Here is a 20330-nt window from a genome sequence, read left to right as displayed (position 1 = left end):
CTAGGAACTATGGCATCTAAGTTGGCAAATATTGGCATTGCGATTGGCGGCATGAGTGTTTTAGTCGGAGTCGTTGGAGCATTAGTGGCTTCTGGAATAGGCGCATTAATTGCTGGAGCAGGGCTGGCAACAATTTATCTGGTAGCTGAAGAATTAATTCACATGTCAGAGGCAATTAAAGAGATGGATCAAAATGTACCAGAAGAGATGACTGGAGTAAAAGAAAAGATTGAAGGCATTGCCGAAGCTGTAGGCTATTTCACAGCAGCCGATCTTGGCGGGGTTCTGGACTTATTAGAAAATGCAGTCGGAGCTTTAAATACCGCAGTAGCAGCTGAAGGAATCAAGAAGCTGGTAGAAGTTGGACTGGAATTAGAGAAGCTTGATGGAATCACTATACCAGAAGATGTAGAAGCGAAAATTAATGAAATACAAGGCGTATTTAAGTATTTGCAAAAAGGTGTTGGCTTTATTAAAGAATTCAGCCAGAGTATCAACGGTGGTAAAGTAGATACGAATATTGGTGAGGATGCAGCCAGAGCAATTGGTAATTTGGCATCTGTAGCTAAATCGATCAAAGAGCTGGATAAGTTCAATATAAAAGATCCGCAAGTTGTTGAAGAGAAAATCAAAATGCTTCAAGATACTTTCCAACATTTCACTAAAACTAAGGGTTTGTGGGCTGATATTGCTAATTTCTTTGATGGCGGAGATATTGATGCTGATATTGCGAAAGAGGCTGCCAACTATGTGACTAATTTAGTAAAAATTGCTGATCAGCTTGCAAAAATTGAAAAGACAACCTTGAATTATGGAATGGTTTTGTCGAAACTTCAAGTTATCCAAGATGTGATCAAGAGTTTTGATAGTTTTGATGTTACCATGAGAATGGATAATCAAATTTTGACAGATACGGTGAGTAAATCTAATTTACTAAGTCAACTTGTGGAACATTTGGAAACGATTATGAATTTCAAATTTGATGCGGGTGCTGTAGGTAGATTCAAAGTTACTGTTCAAAGTATCAAGGATGCTATAGAAGAGATCATGAGTACAGATTTTACTCCAAGAGATGAAAATGGTGCTCGAAAAGAAATGCCTGATTGGACATGGGCAATGGAGAGGGATATTCAACAGGCAATTGATAAATTGATCCAACTGAATGCTATGGCAGAACAGCTTAAAATAGCTTTAGATTATACTTTTGATGAAAATACATTCGGACTATTTAAAGGTCGAATGGAATTGATGAAAAACTCCATTTATGATGTCTTGACAACAGATTTTTCTCCAACCAATGAGGATGGCAGTGCAGTTTCATTTGAGTCTTGGGATATATTGACCTCTGCAATAACAGATGCTGTTGGTAAGCTAACACAATTGAATGCAATGGCTAAACAGCTTGAGACAGCATTAACATTCAAATTTCCAGAAAATATGGTCGCTCAATTAAGCGGAACATTGACTAAACTACAAACAGGTGTACAGATGGTAAGCTCCTTCCAGTTGGATGGAGCGGGTGTCAGCATAGCAGGTACTGGAACAACAGAGACTGAAGAAGGATTCCAACTTCCATATCTAAATAGCTTACAGTCGCCAGGGAATACTTCTATTGGAACAAATGCTAATCAGAATCAGACGCAAGGATCAGGGGATACAGGTTTTGAAGATGCAGTTAATGAAGCAAAGTTGAAAATTGAAAAAATCAATGGACTAACTCAAAACATTAATGATATTAAAGTAATAGAAGAAGACGTACTAGCTACAAAGTTATCAGCACTTGGTTTAGCTTTAACTCAAATCAGAGAGTTTTTAACGAATGAGTCAGTAGTTAGTGAAGCAGGAGACATAACAAGCAGTACAGCAACTTTTACAACAATGATGGATACTCTAGAAAAATTATTACCAAGGTTTGAGTCATTTGGTACGAAATTTGCCAATCACTTACTTACTCCATATACTACTTTAAATCCTGCTGGAACAATTACTACAGATTTTGCTACACTTATTACAACTCTTGAAGGACATGAAGGCACTTTTGAAACAATAGGGTTGAATTATACAACTAATCTAACGGAAGGACTTATCAATGCGATAAAGAGCATACCGACTGAAATAAATAATATAGTCGATGGGTTTAGTACAAAGAATTCCAGTACAATAACAAGTTTTAGAAATATAGGGGCTGAGCTGGGGAATGCTATAGTTACAGGATTTTCATCAGCTGTTGAGGGATTATATATTAAAGCTGGGAGTTCTAATAATAATGAATCCAGGATTCTAGATATAGGTAGTTTCCAGACTGGAGGAATAGTTCCCAAATATCTTGCTACTGGCGGATTAGCTAGTATCTTCAAGAAAAAGGGAACTGATACCATACCAGCGATGTTAACACCAGGAGAGTTTGTACAACGGAAAGCAGCTGTACAAACATTTGGTCTTGATTTTATGAATCGTATAAATAATCTTGATGTACGTGGGGTTTTTGCTACATTAACAGGGAGGTTTAGCACTCAGTCTATGCTGATTCCAGCAGTTTCTAATGTCGTGAACAATATCAATCACACCACAAATAATGCAAATCGGGTAACACAAAATGTAGTCAGTGGTAATCCAGACTATATGATGAAACGAGCCAGTCGATATTTGAGATAGTGAGGGATTGAAAAAAATTCTAAATATTTTGTAAAAAAATAGACAAAATCAGGAAGTGAGTTTCTCCTAATGACAAACTATGATAAACTACAAATAGTTGTGATTATTATATTTGGAGGAAATGAAATGAAGAAAATAATGTTAGGCTTTTTAACGTTGGGATTGATGATAGGTCTTGCTGCATGCAATTCTAGTGGGGGAAAAACAAGTGCCCCCTCATCGGTAAATGAAACAAGTGAAACGAGTACAGTTGATAGTGTAAAAAATTCTTCCGCTATAAAAGACGATAATATGGAACAATTAGAAAAAAAACTATTAGATAGAGGAGTTGAAGTTAGATATAATAAAGTGTATTTATATTTGAACAGGGAAAAGGGAATAGATTATGAGTATTTCGAAATGGCTTTTCAGTTTGATACGAAAGCAAATGAGATTTATGAAATTACACTTCAACTTAGAGGGAATATAGATGGAGAAGATAAAGACACACTTTTTTACGATGTAAAAACTGGAAGGATAGTTGAATCAACAGCATGGAATACTGATATTAGCGCTATAGCTGAAGTACTCGAAAGTTTAGGATGTTCAGATCAGGAACTTGTCGAATTTGCCCAATGGTACTATGAAAACAACAAATAAGTATTCTACGAAGAACAGGAGATAATGAGTCTCTTGTTTTTTTGTATAGTTCAAATTCCAAAATTGTATATCTTCCAAAGAACAAACTATGATAAACTACAAATAGTTGTGATTATTGTATTTGGAGGAAATGAAATGAAGAAAATGATGTTAATAATATTAGCTGTAGGACTAACGGTAGGACTTTCAGCTTGCGGATCGAATGGAGAAAAAACTTCAGCTTCAACAACTGAACAAAGTACAAAAGAGAGTACGGAAGATAGTTCTGCAAAAGAAGATGAGAAGGTGAGAGATATGGCAGAAGACCTTGAAGAAAAAGGTGTAAGTTTTAGAATAAATAGTGTTAATGATAATTTAGAATTGACCAGAGAAAAAGGAATAGACTATGAATATTTTAAATTGAATATTGATTTTAGGAGTAATGGTGGTGAGATTCGTGAAATTATATTACAATTGAGGGGCAATATAGATGGAGAGGACAAAGATATGCTATTCTATGATGTTAAAAGTGGAAGAATTGTAGAATCTGCAGCATGGAATACAGATATCAATGCTATTGCTGATGTTTTAGAAAGTTTAGATTACTCTGATCAAGAATTAATTGAGTTTGCCCAATGGTATCATGGAAATAATTAAAAAATATTTTTTTGAGAACAAGGGTCTATTTTTGATTCTTGTTCTTTATTCTCCCCAAAATTGTATTTTTAAATCTATTGTTTACAGGTAGCAGCTAATATAGACTTTCTGTGTGTTTTTTTGAAAGGTGTAAGCTTATAACTATTACTTCTATTCATTTTCATCAAAAATAGTTTCCTCCGACCAAATAAACTATGATAAACTACAAATAGTTGTAATTATTGTGTTTGGAGGAAATGAAATGAAAAAAATAATACTGAGCTTTTTAGTATTTGGGGCAGTAGTTAGTCTTGCAGCGTGTAATTCAAGTGAAGATAAAACTGATATCTCATCTTCTACGAATGAAACAGCTATAACGAGTACTATTGAGAGTACAGAAGATTCTTCTTCTATAGAGGATAAGAAAATGGAAGACATGGCGGCTGATTTAGAAGAAAAAGGGGTCAAAGTAGCTAGATTTAGCGATTTTTTGAAGTTAAATAGAGAAAAAGGAATAGATTATGATTATTTTGATATGACTATCATTATTGATTCTAAGAATAAAGAAATACTAGAAATTACTCTTACTCTTAAAGGAAATATAGATGGAAAAGAAAAGGATAGTTTGTATTATAGAATAAGCCAAAATAGGATTGTGGAAGCTCCATATTCAAATACAGATATTACAGCTATGGCTAAAGTACTTGAAAGTCTAGGATATTCAGATCAGGAATTTGTAGAGTTTGCATTGTGGTACTACGAAAATAATAAATAATGGATGAAGAACAGGAGATAAGGAGTCTCTTGTTTTTTTGTATAGTTCAAATTCCCAAATTGTATATCTTCCAAAGAACAAACTAGGTGAAGAAAGTGTAGAGGTTATTTATGATCGCAGAGAACTAACCTTTACTAGGGAGAAGGGGATTGACTGTGAATATTTTAAGATGACTTTTCTATTTAGTGATAGTCCATTAGAAATTTTAGATATTGAATTATAATTAAAAAGTAATATTGTTGCTCTTGCTGAAGTTCTTGAAAGTATAGAATACTCTGATAAAGAGCTTGTTGAATTTGCTTGGTGGTATTTCGAAAACAACAAATAATTCATTAATTAAAGGCAAGAGAAAAAAAATCTCTTGTTCTTTTAATATAACCCAAAATAATATATCTTCTAAGGAGAAAACTATGTTAAGCTAGACGTAGTTATTTGATTTAGGAGGAGATAAAATGAAAAAATTAGCGTTAAGTTTGTTAGTATTCGGAGTATTTTTGGGGATATCTGGTTGTGGATCAAATGCAAACGAAGGTGGAAAAATATCATCTAATTCGGTTGAAGAAAGTACAACAGATTCATCTGATAAAGAAGATAAAAAGATGGAAGCCATGGAAGAGGATTTGAAGGAAAATGGTGTGAAAATTAGTTATCATAAGAAAAATCTAACTTTTATCAGAGAAAAAGGTATAGATTATGATTATTTTCAATTGATGATTAAATTTGATAGTAAATCAAATGAAATATACGAAATGACTCTTCGACTTAAAGGAAATATTGATGGAAAAGAAAAAGATACTCTATTCTATAATGAAAGCAGTGGTAGAATTGTAGAATCAACTGCTTGGAATACTGACATAAATGCTATTGCTAAAACCCTTGAAAGCTTAAATTACTCGGATAAAGAGATATTGGAATTTGCGCATTGGTATTACGAAAAGAATATGTAAAATCAGAATAAGAGCTAATTCAAGCTCTTGTTCTTTTTATATATCCAAAATTGTATATCTTCCAAAGAACAAACTATGATAAACTACAAATAGTTGTGATTATTGTATTTGGAGGAAATGAAATGAAGAAAATGATGTTAACAATATTAGCTGTAGGACTAACGATAGGACTTTCAGCTTGTGGGGCAGAGGGGTCAAAAACAGAGAAATCGTCTTTAACAACAGAACAAAGTACAAAAGAGAGTACTGAAAATAGCTCTGCCAAGGAAGAAAAAAGAATGGAAGAAATGAAAACTAACCTAGATGAAAAAGGTGTTGAAATTGACTACAATGAGTATGGGGATTATTGGGTATTTACTAGGGAAAAGAGCATAGATTACGATTATTTTTTGATGAGGTTCACATTTAGTGAAAATAAAGTTTACAAAGTTGGACTAGAGTTAAAAGGGAATATTGATGGAGAAGCAAAGGATACGTTGTATTACATGGTCAGCAAAGGAAGAATGACAGAGTCACCTATCGATAATACAGATATTGATGCTTTAGCAGAAGTTTTGGAAAGTATAGACTACTCAGATCAAGAAATGTTAGAGTTTGCTCAATGGTGTTATGATAAAAAATAGTTGAATCAAATTTATATGATACTGATATTACAAAAATTGCTAAAATCCTTGAAAGCTTAAATTTTTCAGATCAAGAAATATTGGAATTCGCCAAATGGTACTACGAAAAGAATATGTAAAATCAGAACAAGAGCCCATCCAAGCTCTTGTTTTTTTGTCGGCTAAAATTGGGTAGCTTCCAATTTTTACCATAGGAACAAAAGGCTGATAAATGATTAAATTTGGTGAATTTTCCTGATTTTTCAATAAATAAAATAGCTGCTTTTTTAAGAAAGAGGGATCAGTCTTTCGATTACAAGTTCTACGACTCAAGGAGCAGATAATCCAACCGCTCAATCCATCATGTATATTTTCTCAAAGAATTTGAGGAAATACCAATAAAAATAACACAGGTTCATAAGGTTCTCCTCCAACAATCGGAAGATTAAAACCTTAAATATAATATACAAGGAGGGCGATTATGACAATACTAACGAGGAAATATATTCAGTTCAATGATCTGGTGATTGATAATTATGATATGCTGCAGTCGGCGGATTTGAGCGGCAGTTTTAAAGCGACCACGGCTGATTACAGTCATGGGCATGGAAGCTATGCTGTGTTTAAAGCACGCCAGCATCTTTCGGCAGAGCAGTCATTAAGTATGTCATTGAAGCTGGATATGAGAAAAATAAGCTGTGAACAACAAAAGTTTTATAAGGACTATATCTTTCTGAATATACTGAAGCCGGGCAAGCTCTGGGCAATTGAAGGAGAACAGCTTTTATGGACAAATGCTTTTGTCAAAGATTTTAGTGAGACATATGCAGTGGAAAAGTACAGTGTCACTATTGATATTGATCTGGTTCTTTATGAAGGAATATGGCACAAAGCTGATCCGAGAAAAGTATTTTTGCAGCCGTATCAGGCCTGTAATTTTGTGGAATGTCTGGATTTCAGAGAAGAGGATGAGTGTACAGATTGCTGTGTTTCTTGCGTGAAGCCAATGAAGCAGTCCTGTGCAAAGTGTCTTTGTGAGTGTGATTTTCTGTCAGAGGAGTTTTCTCTCTGTGGTTTAAAGAGGGAAATTACCCAACACTTTTACAGTCAGTGCGGAGATAGCTACAAAATAATCTACAATTGTGAAGCCGGAAAGAAAATCTGGGGTGAAGAAAAAATGCTGGGGCATAAAATCTGTAAGTCAGACAGCTGTAAAAATATTATTGCCGGGCAGTTTTACAGTCATACACTCGTAGATACTGAAAATATCATCATTACGTTAATTGGTTCAATGAAGGACCCGTTAATTACATTAAATGGAAATACGATGCAGATTTTAGGCGAGTACACTGGCAAATTAACATTGACAGCCAGCGGAGAAATCTACTATTTGGAAGATGAATGCTGCAAAGTAATGGTGATTGATATTAATAACTTGATAATTCCGGAAGGTTCAACCTTTGGCTTTACTGTTCATCAGGGAACAAACGGAATCATCGTGGAAACAAACAATTGCTGCGATATGACTTGTATTTATGTAAAAGAGGATAATGTAACAATTTAAATGAGAGAAGAAGGGCATAAACTGCGAATTGGTTTATGCTCTTCTTTGTAGCATTAGGATGAAATTAATTTAGTAAAAAAACTAGAAGGAGTTGGAATAAATGGCTGATTATTGTTTAGCTTGTGAGAATTTAAAAGAATATGCACCAAATTTTGTTGTTAATGGTATTACAGAAAAGGAATGCAGCAGTCTCCATAACAATATGGGATTGAATCCGGAGTTGGCAGTTCTTCATGAAAACTGCGAAGACTTAAATGATATGCTGGACTGTCTGATCGGCGCACTACAGGAAAAACTGCCGAGCTATGATGTCTGTGACTGGAAAGAGTATACAGATGAGCTGATGAGTAATATTTACAATTTACAAAAGGCGATTATCTGCAGTGAATGCGGTTTGTGGGAAGCTCTGGAACAAGCCAGTTATGTGGGAACAGCAACGCTTTGGACAACAGAAAGTACCTCTATGGGAGGAGAAAACATAGACCTGACTCCTGCATTTAATCGAATGACGCAACAAAGTAATATGCCGGAGGGGGTTTTTAGTAGAACCGCTGATTTTAAGGGAATTGTGGTGAACAACATTACTGAAGTTCCGCTACTGATTAATTCGACCTTTAACTGTTCCATTGATACGGATCAAGTTCTTTCAGCAACGTATATCGTTATCACGAAAGATGGGAATAAAATCGGTCAGACACCGTTTATCGCACCAGTGACGTATGATCAGCAGGTAGCTGCTGAGGCATTTATTTTGGAACCGGGACAATCTGTGACGATGAGATATTACATGCGGATTGGTGCAGCCAATACAGCGTTTATCCCAATCTTTGGCGGAACAGGCAATATAAGCTGTGTTCTCGCTGCAGATGATCCATCTGATCCAGCTAATCAGCGAAGCTATTTTAACGTTTCTGCAACAAGTATTATGAGACAAAAAACCTCTGTACAATAATCTCAATAGTTAGTAGGTGAAAAAAATGGCAAGTATTGAAACAATGATTAACTGGATGGATCAGCGAAAAGGGAAAGTTTCCTACAGTATGGCAGCCAGATTGGGACCAAACAGCTATGACTGCAGCTCTGCTGTTTATTTTGCATTGATTGCCGGCGGTTTTCTTGCTGCCGGTACAATGGGAAATACAGATTCTCTGTTTGGTCATCTGGAAAATGCCGGTTGGCAAAGTGCGAATACGCCGCAGCGAGGAGATATTTTTATCTGGGGAATTCGCGGTGCCTCTGGTGGAGCGGCAGGGCATACAGGAATTTTTATAGATAACAGTACCATCATTCACTGCAATACAGATGGAATTACGGTGGACAATTATTCTGGCAGCCTGAGTTACAACCATAACCCGCCGGCGGTTATTTACAGGAATGCATCAGGAGCAAGCGGAACGCCTAATTTAACAACAGATGAAGAACGGCGGGCCTGGTCAATCGCACAAATCCTAAATAAAGCGGGCTATAATAAAATGGCGATTGCCGGTATCCTTGGAAATATTGATGTTGAAACAGCGTCCAGCATGAATCCGGATACTGATCAAATGGCCGGCGGACCAGCGTATGGTCTGGTGCAATGGGACGGTTCAGCATATCCTCTTGTAGGTGGAGCAACTTGGAATGGTCGTGAATACGTTCAGTGCCTGCTCAGTCATGCCGGAATCGCAGGGGATTACCGAAATGCTGAGGTTCAAACTCGGCTAATTGACTGGTGCATGTTTAATGGTCAGTGGATTGGTGCGGTAGAACCAAAATCAGTCGAAGGGTTTAAAAATGTCGGAGATGTGGAACAGGCTGCATTTGCTTTTCTGAAAAATTTTGAACGTGCAGGGACCGAGCATCAGCAAAGAAGAATCGAAGCGGCCAATCGCTGGTACAGCTTTTTAATGGATTTGCCTTCTGATTTTGATGAATTGGAAAGCTTTGAAACAATGACTAATGTTGGCTCTTTGGACTTTCTGGGGATTAAGGCAGGAAAAATTTATGCGTCCGGCTGGCATTTCAGTTCGGACAAGGGAACTGAATATATTGCGTGTATTAATGCAGAAACAGATGAGGAGCTGGACAGGGTGGAAGCACCGACGATTGATCGTCCGGATGTGAAAGAAGCCTATCCAAATGTCATTGGAGTGGAAAAATCAGGCTTTAGTGTGACCTTTGAAGTACCGAATGAAACAGCTGTGTACATTAAAGGAATACGGACAAATGGCTCGGCAACAGATGAACTGATTTTTGACAAGATTATTATTTATGAGCAGGCATTTGACATAGAAATTGATCCCTTTGCACGCGGGAATACAACGTTCTTTTTTGAAATACTGGAAGGCGGCAAGGTGGTTAAGCGGGGAACAAAGATTTTAAATACCCTAAGCTGGAGCAATGAGCTGATGTATGTTCCTTCCACTCAGATTACGTTGCCTATTGAATATATCGAATGGATCAATGGACGTGAAGAAATGAAGCTGTATATTAACAATAAAGTGTTTCATGGTATCGTTACAGGATATAGTCTGGATAAAATCAATGAAACGCTGGATGTGGATCTTACTCATGTGATTTCTGAATGGGAATACAGACAGGTTTCCACGAATTTGGCGGCTAAAAACAGAACCGTCAATGATATCTACAGTACGTTGGATTTTCGTTATCCTGGCTGGAATATGAATTATCTGCAGAACACTGCGACTCGTGTCATTGATTATGTCTACAGTCGGCAGGATAAACTGGCGGGGCTCACAAAAACGTGTGAGCTGACGCCTGATTTGTTTTGGCGGGTAGGGTTTCAATTTGGCAGAGCATTGGAGATTGGGACATTTGGAGAACAGAAGCCGTATATTTTTTCCACAAAGCCAACAGGCAGACAGAACATCCGCATTCTTACTGAACCTTCGATTACCCATGATTTTGGGAATGTGATTAATGTTGTGACTGTCTATGGAGAAAAATCGGATTCTGGTATGTCCAGTATGAGTCTTCGGGAAATTTATGAGGAAGAAGGCGCTCAGGACCCAAATTTTCCAGTGTATATTTTGAGAAATACCATTAATAATGAGCGAGGGTATGACTATATCAGGTTTACCAAGCTGGCGCCTAATGATGAGATTGAATATACAGTGATTGATACCGAGAGTATCGCATTGGAATCTGGCAAAGTAATTGAGGGCTCATTTGGGTTTAATGATCTGGCTCCATTTAATACTGATGGCGAAGAAATTACTGATGAAGATCGTGCCAAAGCTGCAAAAATGGCGTATGATGCGGCAGTGAATAAACTGAAGCAATCCCGCCGTTCTTATAAAATTGAACTTGAAGTGGAGGAATTGCCCGCTGATTTAAACGTTGGGGATAGAGTCCGGCTGTTTTATGATAATCAGCAGCTGATTCTTGAAGAATGCTCAAGTTATATGAAGAAGATATTGAAAATGGATGATTGGTATTATCTGACAGGAATCAGTTATCAGATGGATCAAAGCGGCATGGAAACCAACACAGTGACGCTGGAGAAATACCTGAAAATTGACAGGGAGAGTGATCAGCAATGAATATGACGTATGATAGAGCCCTTAATCAGCTAGCTGAACGTGTGGGTGATCGAACAGCTGAAAGCAGACAAAATCAGTTTCAGCGGAGAAATCAGGTGGTGGATGTTTACGGCATGGAATTTACGCGGCAGGGTGATACCAATCATCCTGCTTCTTTTTATATCTCTGTCAGTCCGGATCTGATTTATTACGAACGATTTGAGTTCAAAATTATTATTCAGCCTTTTGCAATGCCGATTGGCGGCGGGGGTGCGACTGGTTCAACCGCTGTACAGGTGAAAGATACGGGCTTAACAGTGAATCAAAACACCATTTCACCTAATCCGCACAGTCATTCAACCGTTCCGCATAATCATTCGCTGGATGCAGGTATTTCAATGTTTACAAGCAGTGTCTCTGATTTTGAAATTTGGGTTGAGGGAATTAATTTAACTCCTTATTTTCAGGCAGTCTATCCCGAATCATGGATTGATGGGGAAGGTGTTTATCCAAGTGATGGACTGACGAATTTTGATCTTCTTAAAATAGCCGGTTATTTACCTGCCTGGCAGAGGGGAAAAATTCTTGCGACCGGCTACAAAAAAGTAGAATTGAAAGGACAGGGGGTATTTAATGCGACACTTGTCAATTATTTAAAATACTCCCATGTAAACAGGTGATGGAATGAACAGATATGAGGAAAAAGCCGGAAAGATGAAGGATCACTTGACCGCTCATCCGAAAGATTATCAGACGGTCATCCAGCTGTTTAAGATGGAAAGTGAAGCAATTGCATATGAACAAAGGCAGAAACAGCTGTTAATGCAGCGTGAAATTGCCAGATACAGGAAGGCTGGTGAAACCAATGGAAAATAAGCACAGCACAGATGGGATTGCAGAAGATATTATCCGCAGCCTTGTGCAGATTGCCAGTGCGGAGATGCACACGAAGACATTACTGGAAAAACGGATTTCGGAATTGGAAAACGGACTTATTGCGCTTGAGAAGGAAGAAATTCTGGAGCAGCAGTTTGTCAAAATCAGTGAATTGAAAGAAGAAATTCAGATACTTGCGACACTTCGTCGTGAGGACATGTTGTATTTATTTAATCTGTATGGGGCGGTTGGCGATAAAGAGCAGTGGTGCATAATGAAGCATTTGGGAATTGCTATGATGACGGCGTTTGAAGCTTGGCAGGCGAGTGACGAGGATGAATCGCTGCTATCCGGTTATTTAACTAAGAATAATTTGTTTATCCGTTCAGTCGCCAAATTTTTAGGTGTGGAAGTGACGGAGTGTGCTGCTTGTTTTGCGGATATTCTGAAGGAACGACCATTGATTTTAGTGTAAAAAATAAGAAGAAGCCGAAAGTTCTTGAATGAGTAGAAGGAAGAAGTTAATGATGGTAAAACCAGTAATATGTGATTTAAATTCGAAAAATCCGGTGCTGCCTGAATATTGTGAGGATGGTTACTGGGAGGTACCTGTAACCAGTTTGGCAGAAGTTAAAGAAGTCAACCGTGACCACGCATATATTTCACCGGACGAATCTATCTGGGTTCTAAATCATGAAGGAAACGGAATGATTTAGTTGAATGGAGGTGGAAGCGGAAGCGGTCAGCCAACACTCATCCGAAACAATGACGGGTATATTAAGATTTCAGGAAGCGGCACACATAATGTTCAGGTAAATCTTGATCGGACGGAACTGGAAGCAGATTTAGGCATCGAAGAATTGAAAGCTGAATTTGATGAGCATCTTAGTGATTCTAGTGTGCATATAACAGATGAGAAAAAAGCAGAATGGGATCTTAAGCAGGAAAAATTGAATGCAGGAGAAAATAATATCATTTCAGGAAATATTATTTCAGCTGCCGATAGTCAGAAAGTAACTACTCACATGAATAATGAAGAAAGCCATGTAACTGCAGCGGATAAAGCAGCCTGGAATGGAAAACAGGAGGTTTTAACTGCTGGCGACTATATTATTATTGTCGATGATACGATATCCGCTAATCTTTCCTCCAAACAGGATCAGCTAGTTTCTGGCTCGGATATTAAAATAATTAACGGTCAACGCCTGTTGGGCAGCAGGAATCTAACGATAGGAGGCAGGGGTTCGGAATATCTGGATAAGTCAGAGACAGTTACCTTTGAAAGTACTGCCTACTTTTCAACACAGGATAAAAATATTATTAAGCAGGGACGAACAGTATTTTTTTATGTGAATTTAGTTAGTCAGCAGGCCTTCTCCTTTAGCAGAAATGCCCGCTTTAAAATCGGTGAAATTTCGAACCCTGAACTTTTTCCAGTAGTAAGAATGGCTGTAAATATAGTAACTGAAAATCTAAGTACGGTAATTTATGCCAATACAGCGGTTATTATTGAAACAAATGGAGAGATCATGTTGGTAAACACTTCTGATGTGTCGACTGGTCCGACCTACAATTTTAGAGTCGGCAATACGCACTTTATCAGTATGACGTATGTAACGGCGTAAGAGCTGAAGCTCAGCAAACAAGTTTAGAAAGGAAGAAAAAAGAATGAAGAGACCAGTAATATGTGATTCAACGAAGCAAAGCCCCGTGTTACCGGAGTTTTGTGACGAAGGCTATTGGGAAGTACCAGTCAACAAACTGTCCGATATTAAGGAAGCAAACCGAGATCATGCATATATTTTGCCAGACGAATCTGTCTGGGTTTTAAATCATGAAGGGACAGGAATGGTTCAGATAAATGCTGGGGGGAGTAGTGGGGATGCTCAGCCCACGCAGATCATAAACAAGGATGGAAACATCAAAATAATCGGGAGCGGCACATATAATGTTCAGGCGGATTTGGATATGAATACGTTGGCGACTAATTTGGGAATGAAAGAAATAAAGGATGAATTGGAAACGTTCATTGAGCATATAGAAGATCAGGCGATCCATGTGACTACAGAAGAAAAAATGATCTGGAACAATAAACAAGAGGGGCTGACTGCTGGTGAGCACATCACCATTGAAAATAATGTCATCTCTGCTGAACTGCCGCTGACAGTGATAGAAACGCTCTTTACTGAAGAGAGTGTACAAATTGCAGTAGCAGGTAATCATGAGACAGCTATTGCAGCAGCTTTTTGGCATCGTTCCAGTGAGGTGCTGACCGATAAGCGGTATGAAGGAATCTATCTGGAACAGGAGGATTACACTCAATTTAGTTTGGAGTTAGCTGATATTGATGTGCTTGAAGAATACAGTGCAGTTCTAATCAGTAAGGATTCAGCTTCGAAGCGTTATTATTCGTATCAGCTGATTCAGTCGGATTATAAGGAAGAAAATGAGAAGTCGCCTTGCTATATTCGAAATAAGCCAAGCTTTAAAACGGTAAATGGGCAGTCGCTTATTGGGACAGGAGACATTACAGCGACAGGCTCTTCCAACAGAATCACGTTGGCTAATTCACTTGACACCGATGTCGACACTGAATACAGTGCTACATTAGACGAGGTAAAATTTTCACTCGTAAAACAGGCAAATGAACAGTGGGGTGTCTTTGTCAGCAACAATGGTGTAGAGGATATTACAGTTGCCTACTACTACAATCATTTCTATGATTATGGAAGTCGTGAGCAGACAGGGGGAAACAGTCGAAACGCCCCGATTGTATTGAAATTTGAAGAAACAAGCAAGGCACTGGATACGGATTCCATATATTTGGGCTACGGATCGGCGATGCTCAGTACGTATACACATTTTATTGCAGTAATTCGCGGTGATAGGCAGACGTTGTATGAGATGACGTCAATGATGAATAAATCAGCCGGAACAGGAATCATTGCCTATATTGAAAAAATTATTTAACAGGAAAGTTGGTGTGTGATGAAATTTTTTGGTCTGACAATTGCAGAAATTGCTGCAGTTGTTGCAGTTGCAGGATCTGTCGGAGCTTGGCTGGTATGGCTTACCAGAAAAGCCTATGCTTCAATCAAAGATAATATAACTGATCCAATCAGGCGAAATCTTGACGGTTTATCTGAAGCTATCACACGTTTATCGGAAAATGTAGCAGAGGAGTCGCATTGGATTCATGAACGTCATTCTGAGGTAGTTGAACGCCTGGATAGCCATGATGGAAAAATAGGTGAGATTGAAGACACTGTGATTAAGCATGATGAACGAATCAAAACATTATTTAAAAAGGAGCGATGCAAATGAAACAGGTAACAAAAGATACGATCGCACGAACGGTCGTTTTAGTTTTAGCATTATTTAATCAAATCTTGGCAATTACAGGGAAAGGCGCGCTTGATATCATCGAAGATGATGTGTATCAGATCGTGTCTTTACTTTTTACAATTGGTTCAACTACTGCAGCATGGTGGAAGAACAACAGCTTTACTAAACCTGCCATTGAAGCAGATGGACTGCTTAAGGAGCTGAAAAAAGATGGCGAATCTTGAGACAATGATTAAATGGATGGATGATCGGAAAGGGAAAGCAACGTATTCCATGAACAGACGTTTAGGTCCGGATAGTTATGACTGTAGTTCGGCGGTTTACTTCGCTTTAGCAGCGGGCAGTTTTTTACCATCCGGCACAATGGGAAATACAGATTCATTATTTGGACATTTGGAATCAAACGGCTGGAAACAGCTTGGACTGAATTCAAAAGGAAGCTACGATGTAAAACGCGGAGATATTTTTATCTGGGGAAGTCGTGGAGCCAGCGGCGGAGCAAATGGTCACACAGGGATTTTTGTTGATTCAAATGATCAGATGATCCACTGCAATTTTGGTTATAACGGCATCACAGTCAATGATCACGATACAATCTGGAGCTATAATGGCAAACCGGCTGTTACGATCTACGGATACCCAAGAAGTGTTGAAAGTACGAATACTTCTGACTCAAAAAATACAACTACGTCAAAAATTGTGCAAAAAAACGAGAATAAAGTGTATCAGGTGAATGAATTGGCACACGTCAACGGCATTTGGCAGATTCGTTGTGATTATTTATGTCCAGTTGAATTTAACTGGACCCAGAACGGCATAGCCTGTGCAGATATTATATTAACTGATGAAAATGGGAAAATACTTGCTGATCAGGTTACAAAAAAGGGAAGTTATTTTATTATCCCTAAAAGTAATGTGAGCAGTGTGAGTCAGGCGCAAAAAGGCAGCGGCAACTATTACTGGAGCTCTATTCAATTCAAAAACGGTGGTCAGGTTTGGTTAAGTACCTGGGATAAAAAGCATTTGGTATACAGATAATGAATGAACGGAACTGTGACATAAGTATGTCTGAGATCCCTAAAGCCGAATAAACGGTGTTCCAAAGCCCCTCCATGCTTCGAGGATCGGAACGAAGTGAGAACCGTAGACGCAGAAGCTGTCTCTTCGGAAATAAGTCGAACTATACTGAAAATATGAGTAGCTATTTTCGTATAGTCCGACTTATTTCTTGAGACAGAACACTTCTGTCACAACCTCGTTTTTCTGTTGGAGTATTTTATACTGGTAATAGGAGTTTGTCTCACCAAACAGATACATAGAAATTTTTTGGCCAGTATCATAGAATGAAAGAAAAGTATATTAAAAAGAAAAATTCTAAAAAGGCTCAAATTTTTTCAATTCAAGAACCAATTGAAAATAACCAATTTGGACATTTGAACGACTAAAATCAAATAGATTTTCTAAAAAAAGAATGTATTGATAATGGTCCGATAGAAGGTTTTTGGGGGATACTTAAATGAGAAAAATATTACGGTAAGAAATTTACGAATCGTAACGAGTTAGTAACAATGATCAACTCCTATATTGATTACTACAACAAGGGTCGTTACCAACGAAAATTACAAGTGTTGACACCAATGGAATACCACAACCAGTACTACAAAGCAGCTTAAATTCTTGTATAAGTTTTATCTGATAAATAAGTTCAATTTATCAGATAAAACTTATACGACAGCCAAACGATAGTGCGACAGTTATTTCTTCAAATAAAGCAAAAAACTACCCTTCACAAATTAAAGAGTAGCTTTCAAAATATTTAATTATTTCACTGTCCTATTGACGGGTAGCTCACCAAAATTACTTTGACAAGCAGGTTTCTTCTTATCAGATGATAGGATATCTCTTTCAAATGAAATATTCTTAAACAAATGATGTGTTTTATTTTTTCTAAAACCATTATTTTTGGTATGATTGTGATAAAAGATACTTGTTTTATTTTGAATTTTAAGAAAAGTGTTTTTTATTGGTAAAAAAAAATATATAATAAGAATTATAAACTGGATTTTTATAAAAGGGAGATAGTATATGGATATTCAGGAATTAAGTGAAAAAGCGCAATGCATGTTATCTGAAGGCAGTTCATTTCTTTTAAGTACTATTGACAGAAACGGATTTCCGGGTATGATTGTCGTTTCGGCACCGATTATTCGACATGGGATGTACAGTCTGAAATTTTATATTGACGGTGAGGGTGAAACAGCCCAAAATGTGGAGAATAACTCAATGGGGAGTGTCTGCTGTTTTAAAGAAGAAGCGAAAGAAAGTCTGCTGCTGAAAGGATGCTTTACGATTCATGAAATTGAGGATTATAAAGTAATTGAAGATAAGCTGGCCGAATATCAAAAGGAACTGAACCATAAGTATCCAGTTATTATCTCATTTGAAACGCTGGCGGTAAAAATCCACAGCGGTAGACAAACAAGAGCCGCAGAACTTGATGAATAGAATAGAAAACCAAGACCTCATTTCGAGGTCTTTTTTTAATGTTAACGGGACTATAAAATTTGGGGTCAAACAACCCCGGTAATAACAAAGGATATAGAAAAAATCATTCAGCAAAAAGAACTGAAAAAGGCTAAGCAGGTTATTAATTGAAATAATCCTTGTTTGGATAATTATGAAAAGTTAGGCAGAAAGAGTACATTCAATTAGTCATTCATCTGCCTAGTTCTCTGCTTTATTCTTAAGCATTGTCTGGATGTCCAGCTCCAGCTTCTTTTCAATGTCATCATCGTGATTAAAATCAGTTCGCTTATTCTTTCACAAATAATCTGTCATGCGGATATAACTCGTTATGACATAAATGTCTAAAAGCAGCGGTGCTCCAGATAATAAACAACATCTTCCTGAATAATCAGCTCACATTCGCTGTAAAGGTCTGACCTTTTTTCAGCATAATCCATACCCCCGGCAGAACATATAGTATTTGGCTATTCTCAGGCGGATAAACAGAGTCATGCCTTCAAGGAACCGGGTGATAATTCTTGTTTGGGTGGGATAATGTAAACTTATTTGTTGTGGGAAAATTTTTTTCACTTTCCAAAGAGTATAAAATTCCCTGAATCGTAGGATAATTTCAGTCTTCAATATCCAACGCATAGATTATTTCTACAGCTTTCCACGTTTACATCTGTGAGGAATATGGATTCTAAAGATCTACTTTCAGTGCATGACAAAAGCCGCCATCTTCTTTTTGGCAACTTCCCAGAATTGCCAGTACCAATGCAGGATTCCCCTCTTCAAAATGATAGATCCATTTCAAATAATTCAGGGATCGAGCATTTTTTCAATTCAGCTTCTTGCTTCTGAGGTGCACTATTTTCCGCTTTTTGTTTACACCGATGTGATGAGGATTAAAATAGGCGAACCTGTAAAATTTGCCGAGAAAGTGCTGGGTAAAAAAAGTAGTAGACTTTTCGAAAATCCTAAAATAAGGAATTAAAGTTTTTTTCAAATCTCCAAGTCTGTACTTTCTTTTCAGGGGTAAGGGCGATATAATAAAGAGCGTATGATTTAAAGAAAAGAGATGACAAATGGACAAAACAAGAAAATTAAATCTGGATAATCGCATTGATTATGGACTTATACTACCGGTCTTTTTACTATCATTGATCGGAATTTTATCTTTATATGTAGCGCTGACACATGACCCAAATCGACCGGAAATTTTTCCGATGCTGATGCGGCAGGGAATCTGGTATCTAATCGGAGCCGTTTCAATAGTTGTTATCATGCATTTCAATTCTAAACTTCTGTGGCGAATGACACCATTTGCTTATGGGATTGGACTTTTGATGATGCTTCTGCTGCTGAAGTTTTATGACAAAAATCTGGATGAACTGACCGGATCAAAAAACTGGATCAGTATCGGCGGGATGACTTTTCAGCCTTCGGAGCTGATGAAAATCGCTTTTGCGCTGATGCTTGCCTATGTGGTGACTATGCACAATGTGCGTTATAAAGACCGCACGCTGCAAACGGACGGCTGGCTGATTGCCAAACTGATGATGGTGACACTCCCTGTGATTGTCTTGATCCTTTTGCAAAAAGACTTTGGGACAATGCTGGTTTTCGTTGCAATTTTTGCCGGTGTTTTCTTAATGTCCGGTATATCATGGAAGATTATTTTACCGTTCTTTTTGGTCGGAATTATAGTTGGCGGAGGTGTCATTTATCTCGTAACTACAGAAATGGGAAGAGATTTATTGTATAAGGTAGGGGTTAAGTCGTATCAGTTTGAGCGAATTGACTTGTGGCTGAATCCTTTCCACAGTGATCCTACCCGCTCCTACCAGCCGGCCAGTGCCATTATTGCGATTGGGTCAGGCGGATTGTTTGGTAAAGGCTTCAACGTCAGCAACGTTTATGTTCCTGTACGGGAATCAGATATGATTTTTACAGTAATTGGTGAGAATTTCGGTTTTATTGGAAGTTGTTTCATCATTTTGTTATACTTTATATTGATTTATCGAATGATTCGTGTCTGCTTCGAAACAAATAATGAATTTTATGCGTATGTGGCAACAGGAATTATTATGATGCTTCTTTTCCACGTATTTGAGAATGTTGGCGCCAACATTGGTCTGCTTCCTTTAACAGGGATTCCTCTGCCTTTTATCAGTCAGGGCGGTTCCTCAATACTGGGAAATATGATTGGTGTGGGACTAATACTTTCGATGAAATACCAAAAGGAAGCGTCAACAGGTCTAGAATATTAAATCTGAAAGTAGG

At 37.7% G+C, this 20330-nt stretch carries 21 protein-coding genes and 1 pseudogene; all 22 read left to right on the top strand.

Annotated elements, in window-relative coordinates:
* Positions 1–9: 9 nt before the first annotated feature.
* The 22 genes and pseudogenes from IW492_RS01840 to IW492_RS01735 all read left to right on the top strand — a co-directional run bounded on the left by IW492_RS01840 (position 10) and on the right by IW492_RS01735 (position 20317).
* The gene (locus IW492_RS01840; protein ID WP_202064552.1) at positions 10–2655 is read left to right on the top strand and encodes a hypothetical protein; all 2646 of its coding nucleotides are present in this window, start codon (positions 10–12) and stop codon (positions 2653–2655) included.
* Positions 2656–2781: 126 nt separating this feature from the next.
* A complete protein-coding gene (locus tag IW492_RS01835) occupies positions 2782–3294 on the top strand; it encodes a hypothetical protein (RefSeq protein ID WP_202064551.1) in 513 nt (170 codons plus the stop codon).
* 135 nt (positions 3295–3429) lie between these two features.
* Entirely contained in the window at positions 3430–3930 is a 501-nt protein-coding gene (locus IW492_RS01830) for an LptM family lipoprotein (RefSeq protein ID WP_202064550.1), read from the top strand.
* 241 nt (positions 3931–4171) lie between these two features.
* Positions 4172–4684 (top strand): hypothetical protein, encoded by a 513-nt coding sequence (locus tag IW492_RS01825; RefSeq protein WP_202064548.1) that lies wholly within the window; start codon positions 4172–4174, stop codon positions 4682–4684.
* 37 nt (positions 4685–4721) lie between these two features.
* On the top strand, positions 4722–4907 hold the full coding sequence (locus IW492_RS01820) for a hypothetical protein (RefSeq protein WP_202064546.1): 186 nt from the start codon (positions 4722–4724) through the stop codon (positions 4905–4907).
* Positions 4908–5136: 229 nt separating this feature from the next.
* Positions 5137–5631, top strand: a complete 495-nt coding sequence (locus IW492_RS01815) for a hypothetical protein (protein ID WP_202064544.1) — start codon at positions 5137–5139, stop codon at positions 5629–5631.
* 122 nt (positions 5632–5753) lie between these two features.
* Complete coding sequence (locus tag IW492_RS01810; protein ID WP_202064541.1) at positions 5754–6254, top strand: hypothetical protein; 501 nt, start codon at positions 5754–5756, stop codon at positions 6252–6254.
* A gap of 460 nt (positions 6255–6714) precedes the next feature.
* Complete coding sequence (locus tag IW492_RS01805) at positions 6715–7797, top strand: hypothetical protein (RefSeq protein ID WP_202064539.1); 1083 nt, start codon at positions 6715–6717, stop codon at positions 7795–7797.
* Between the two features lie 100 nt (positions 7798–7897).
* Positions 7898–8749, top strand: coding sequence for a hypothetical protein (locus tag IW492_RS01800; RefSeq protein WP_202064537.1), 852 nt, complete (start codon positions 7898–7900; stop codon positions 8747–8749).
* Between the two features lie 25 nt (positions 8750–8774).
* Positions 8775–11339, top strand: a complete 2565-nt coding sequence (locus tag IW492_RS01795) for a phage tail tip lysozyme (RefSeq protein WP_202064535.1) — start codon at positions 8775–8777, stop codon at positions 11337–11339.
* Positions 11336–11998, top strand: coding sequence for a hypothetical protein (locus IW492_RS01790; RefSeq protein WP_236671745.1), 663 nt, complete (start codon positions 11336–11338; stop codon positions 11996–11998). The genes IW492_RS01795 and IW492_RS01790 overlap by 4 nt, the downstream gene beginning before the upstream one ends.
* Before the next feature lie 4 nt (positions 11999–12002).
* On the top strand, positions 12003–12194 hold the full coding sequence (locus IW492_RS01785) for a hypothetical protein (RefSeq protein ID WP_202064525.1): 192 nt from the start codon (positions 12003–12005) through the stop codon (positions 12192–12194).
* Positions 12184–12669 (top strand): hypothetical protein, encoded by a 486-nt coding sequence (locus IW492_RS01780; protein WP_202064523.1) that lies wholly within the window; start codon positions 12184–12186, stop codon positions 12667–12669. The genes IW492_RS01785 and IW492_RS01780 overlap by 11 nt, the downstream gene beginning before the upstream one ends.
* Before the next feature lie 49 nt (positions 12670–12718).
* Complete coding sequence (locus IW492_RS01775; RefSeq protein WP_202064521.1) at positions 12719–12910, top strand: hypothetical protein; 192 nt, start codon at positions 12719–12721, stop codon at positions 12908–12910.
* Positions 12911–13819, top strand: coding sequence for a hypothetical protein (locus IW492_RS01770; protein WP_202064519.1), 909 nt, complete (start codon positions 12911–12913; stop codon positions 13817–13819). It abuts the gene before it with no gap.
* A 43-nt stretch (positions 13820–13862) separates the two neighbouring features.
* Positions 13863–15164, top strand: a complete 1302-nt coding sequence (locus IW492_RS01765) for a hypothetical protein (RefSeq protein WP_202064517.1) — start codon at positions 13863–13865, stop codon at positions 15162–15164.
* 15 nt (positions 15165–15179) lie between these two features.
* A complete protein-coding gene (locus IW492_RS01760) occupies positions 15180–15518 on the top strand; it encodes a hypothetical protein (protein ID WP_202064516.1) in 339 nt (112 codons plus the stop codon).
* Positions 15515–15763: a phage holin gene (locus tag IW492_RS01755; RefSeq protein ID WP_202064515.1), complete on the top strand. Its 249-nt coding sequence runs from the start codon at positions 15515–15517 to the stop codon at positions 15761–15763. Before IW492_RS01760 ends, IW492_RS01755 begins: the two co-directional genes overlap by 4 nt.
* Entirely contained in the window at positions 15750–16577 is an 828-nt protein-coding gene (locus tag IW492_RS01750) for a peptidoglycan amidohydrolase family protein (RefSeq protein ID WP_202064514.1), read from the top strand. The genes IW492_RS01755 and IW492_RS01750 overlap by 14 nt, the downstream gene beginning before the upstream one ends.
* Positions 16578–17071: 494 nt before the next feature.
* Positions 17072–17212 (top strand): annotated as a pseudogene (locus tag IW492_RS18580) (IS3 family transposase); the annotation flags it as partial.
* Between the two features lie 412 nt (positions 17213–17624).
* Positions 17625–18044 carry a hypothetical protein gene (locus tag IW492_RS01740; RefSeq protein WP_202064513.1) on the top strand — a complete coding sequence of 140 codons (420 nt, stop codon included), beginning with the start codon at positions 17625–17627 and terminating at the stop codon, positions 18042–18044.
* Between the two features lie 1088 nt (positions 18045–19132).
* Entirely contained in the window at positions 19133–20317 is a 1185-nt protein-coding gene (locus IW492_RS01735; RefSeq protein WP_202064511.1) for an FtsW/RodA/SpoVE family cell cycle protein, read from the top strand.
* Positions 20318–20330: the final 13 nt, after the last annotated feature.

Origin of the sequence: Enterococcus sp. BWB1-3 (genome assembly GCF_016745275.1) — a bacterium.
Classification (GTDB): Bacteria; Bacillota; Bacilli; order Lactobacillales; family Enterococcaceae; genus Enterococcus_L.
The sequence above is the reverse complement of the archived record's forward strand: the minus strand, read 5'-3'. Positions and strand labels throughout refer to the sequence as shown.

Excerpts from the sequence above, each read along its gene's own strand:
- IW492_RS01755 (WP_202064515.1), top strand. The coding sequence starts at position 15,515 with ATGAAACAGGTAACAAAAGATACGATCGCACGAACGGTCGTTTTAGTT.
- IW492_RS01800 (WP_202064537.1), top strand. The coding sequence starts at position 7,898 with ATGGCTGATTATTGTTTAGCTTGTGAGAATTTAAAAGAATATGCACCA.
- IW492_RS01780 (WP_202064523.1), top strand. The coding sequence starts at position 12,184 with ATGGAAAATAAGCACAGCACAGATGGGATTGCAGAAGATATTATCCGC.
- IW492_RS01790 (WP_236671745.1), top strand. The coding sequence starts at position 11,336 with ATGAATATGACGTATGATAGAGCCCTTAATCAGCTAGCTGAACGTGTG.
- IW492_RS01830 (WP_202064550.1), top strand. The coding sequence starts at position 3,430 with ATGAAGAAAATGATGTTAATAATATTAGCTGTAGGACTAACGGTAGGA.
- IW492_RS01740 (WP_202064513.1), top strand. The coding sequence starts at position 17,625 with ATGGATATTCAGGAATTAAGTGAAAAAGCGCAATGCATGTTATCTGAA.
- IW492_RS01840 (WP_202064552.1), top strand. The coding sequence starts at position 10 with ATGGCATCTAAGTTGGCAAATATTGGCATTGCGATTGGCGGCATGAGT.
- IW492_RS01795 (WP_202064535.1), top strand. The coding sequence starts at position 8,775 with ATGGCAAGTATTGAAACAATGATTAACTGGATGGATCAGCGAAAAGGG.
- IW492_RS01765 (WP_202064517.1), top strand. The coding sequence starts at position 13,863 with ATGAAGAGACCAGTAATATGTGATTCAACGAAGCAAAGCCCCGTGTTA.
- IW492_RS01825 (WP_202064548.1), top strand. The coding sequence starts at position 4,172 with ATGAAAAAAATAATACTGAGCTTTTTAGTATTTGGGGCAGTAGTTAGT.
- IW492_RS01835 (WP_202064551.1), top strand. The coding sequence starts at position 2,782 with ATGAAGAAAATAATGTTAGGCTTTTTAACGTTGGGATTGATGATAGGT.
- IW492_RS01750 (WP_202064514.1), top strand. The coding sequence starts at position 15,750 with ATGGCGAATCTTGAGACAATGATTAAATGGATGGATGATCGGAAAGGG.
- IW492_RS01785 (WP_202064525.1), top strand. The coding sequence starts at position 12,003 with ATGAACAGATATGAGGAAAAAGCCGGAAAGATGAAGGATCACTTGACC.
- IW492_RS01735 (WP_202064511.1), top strand. The coding sequence starts at position 19,133 with ATGGACAAAACAAGAAAATTAAATCTGGATAATCGCATTGATTATGGA.
- IW492_RS01810 (WP_202064541.1), top strand. The coding sequence starts at position 5,754 with ATGAAGAAAATGATGTTAACAATATTAGCTGTAGGACTAACGATAGGA.
- IW492_RS01815 (WP_202064544.1), top strand. The coding sequence starts at position 5,137 with ATGAAAAAATTAGCGTTAAGTTTGTTAGTATTCGGAGTATTTTTGGGG.
- IW492_RS01775 (WP_202064521.1), top strand. The coding sequence starts at position 12,719 with ATGATGGTAAAACCAGTAATATGTGATTTAAATTCGAAAAATCCGGTG.
- IW492_RS01805 (WP_202064539.1), top strand. The coding sequence starts at position 6,715 with ATGACAATACTAACGAGGAAATATATTCAGTTCAATGATCTGGTGATT.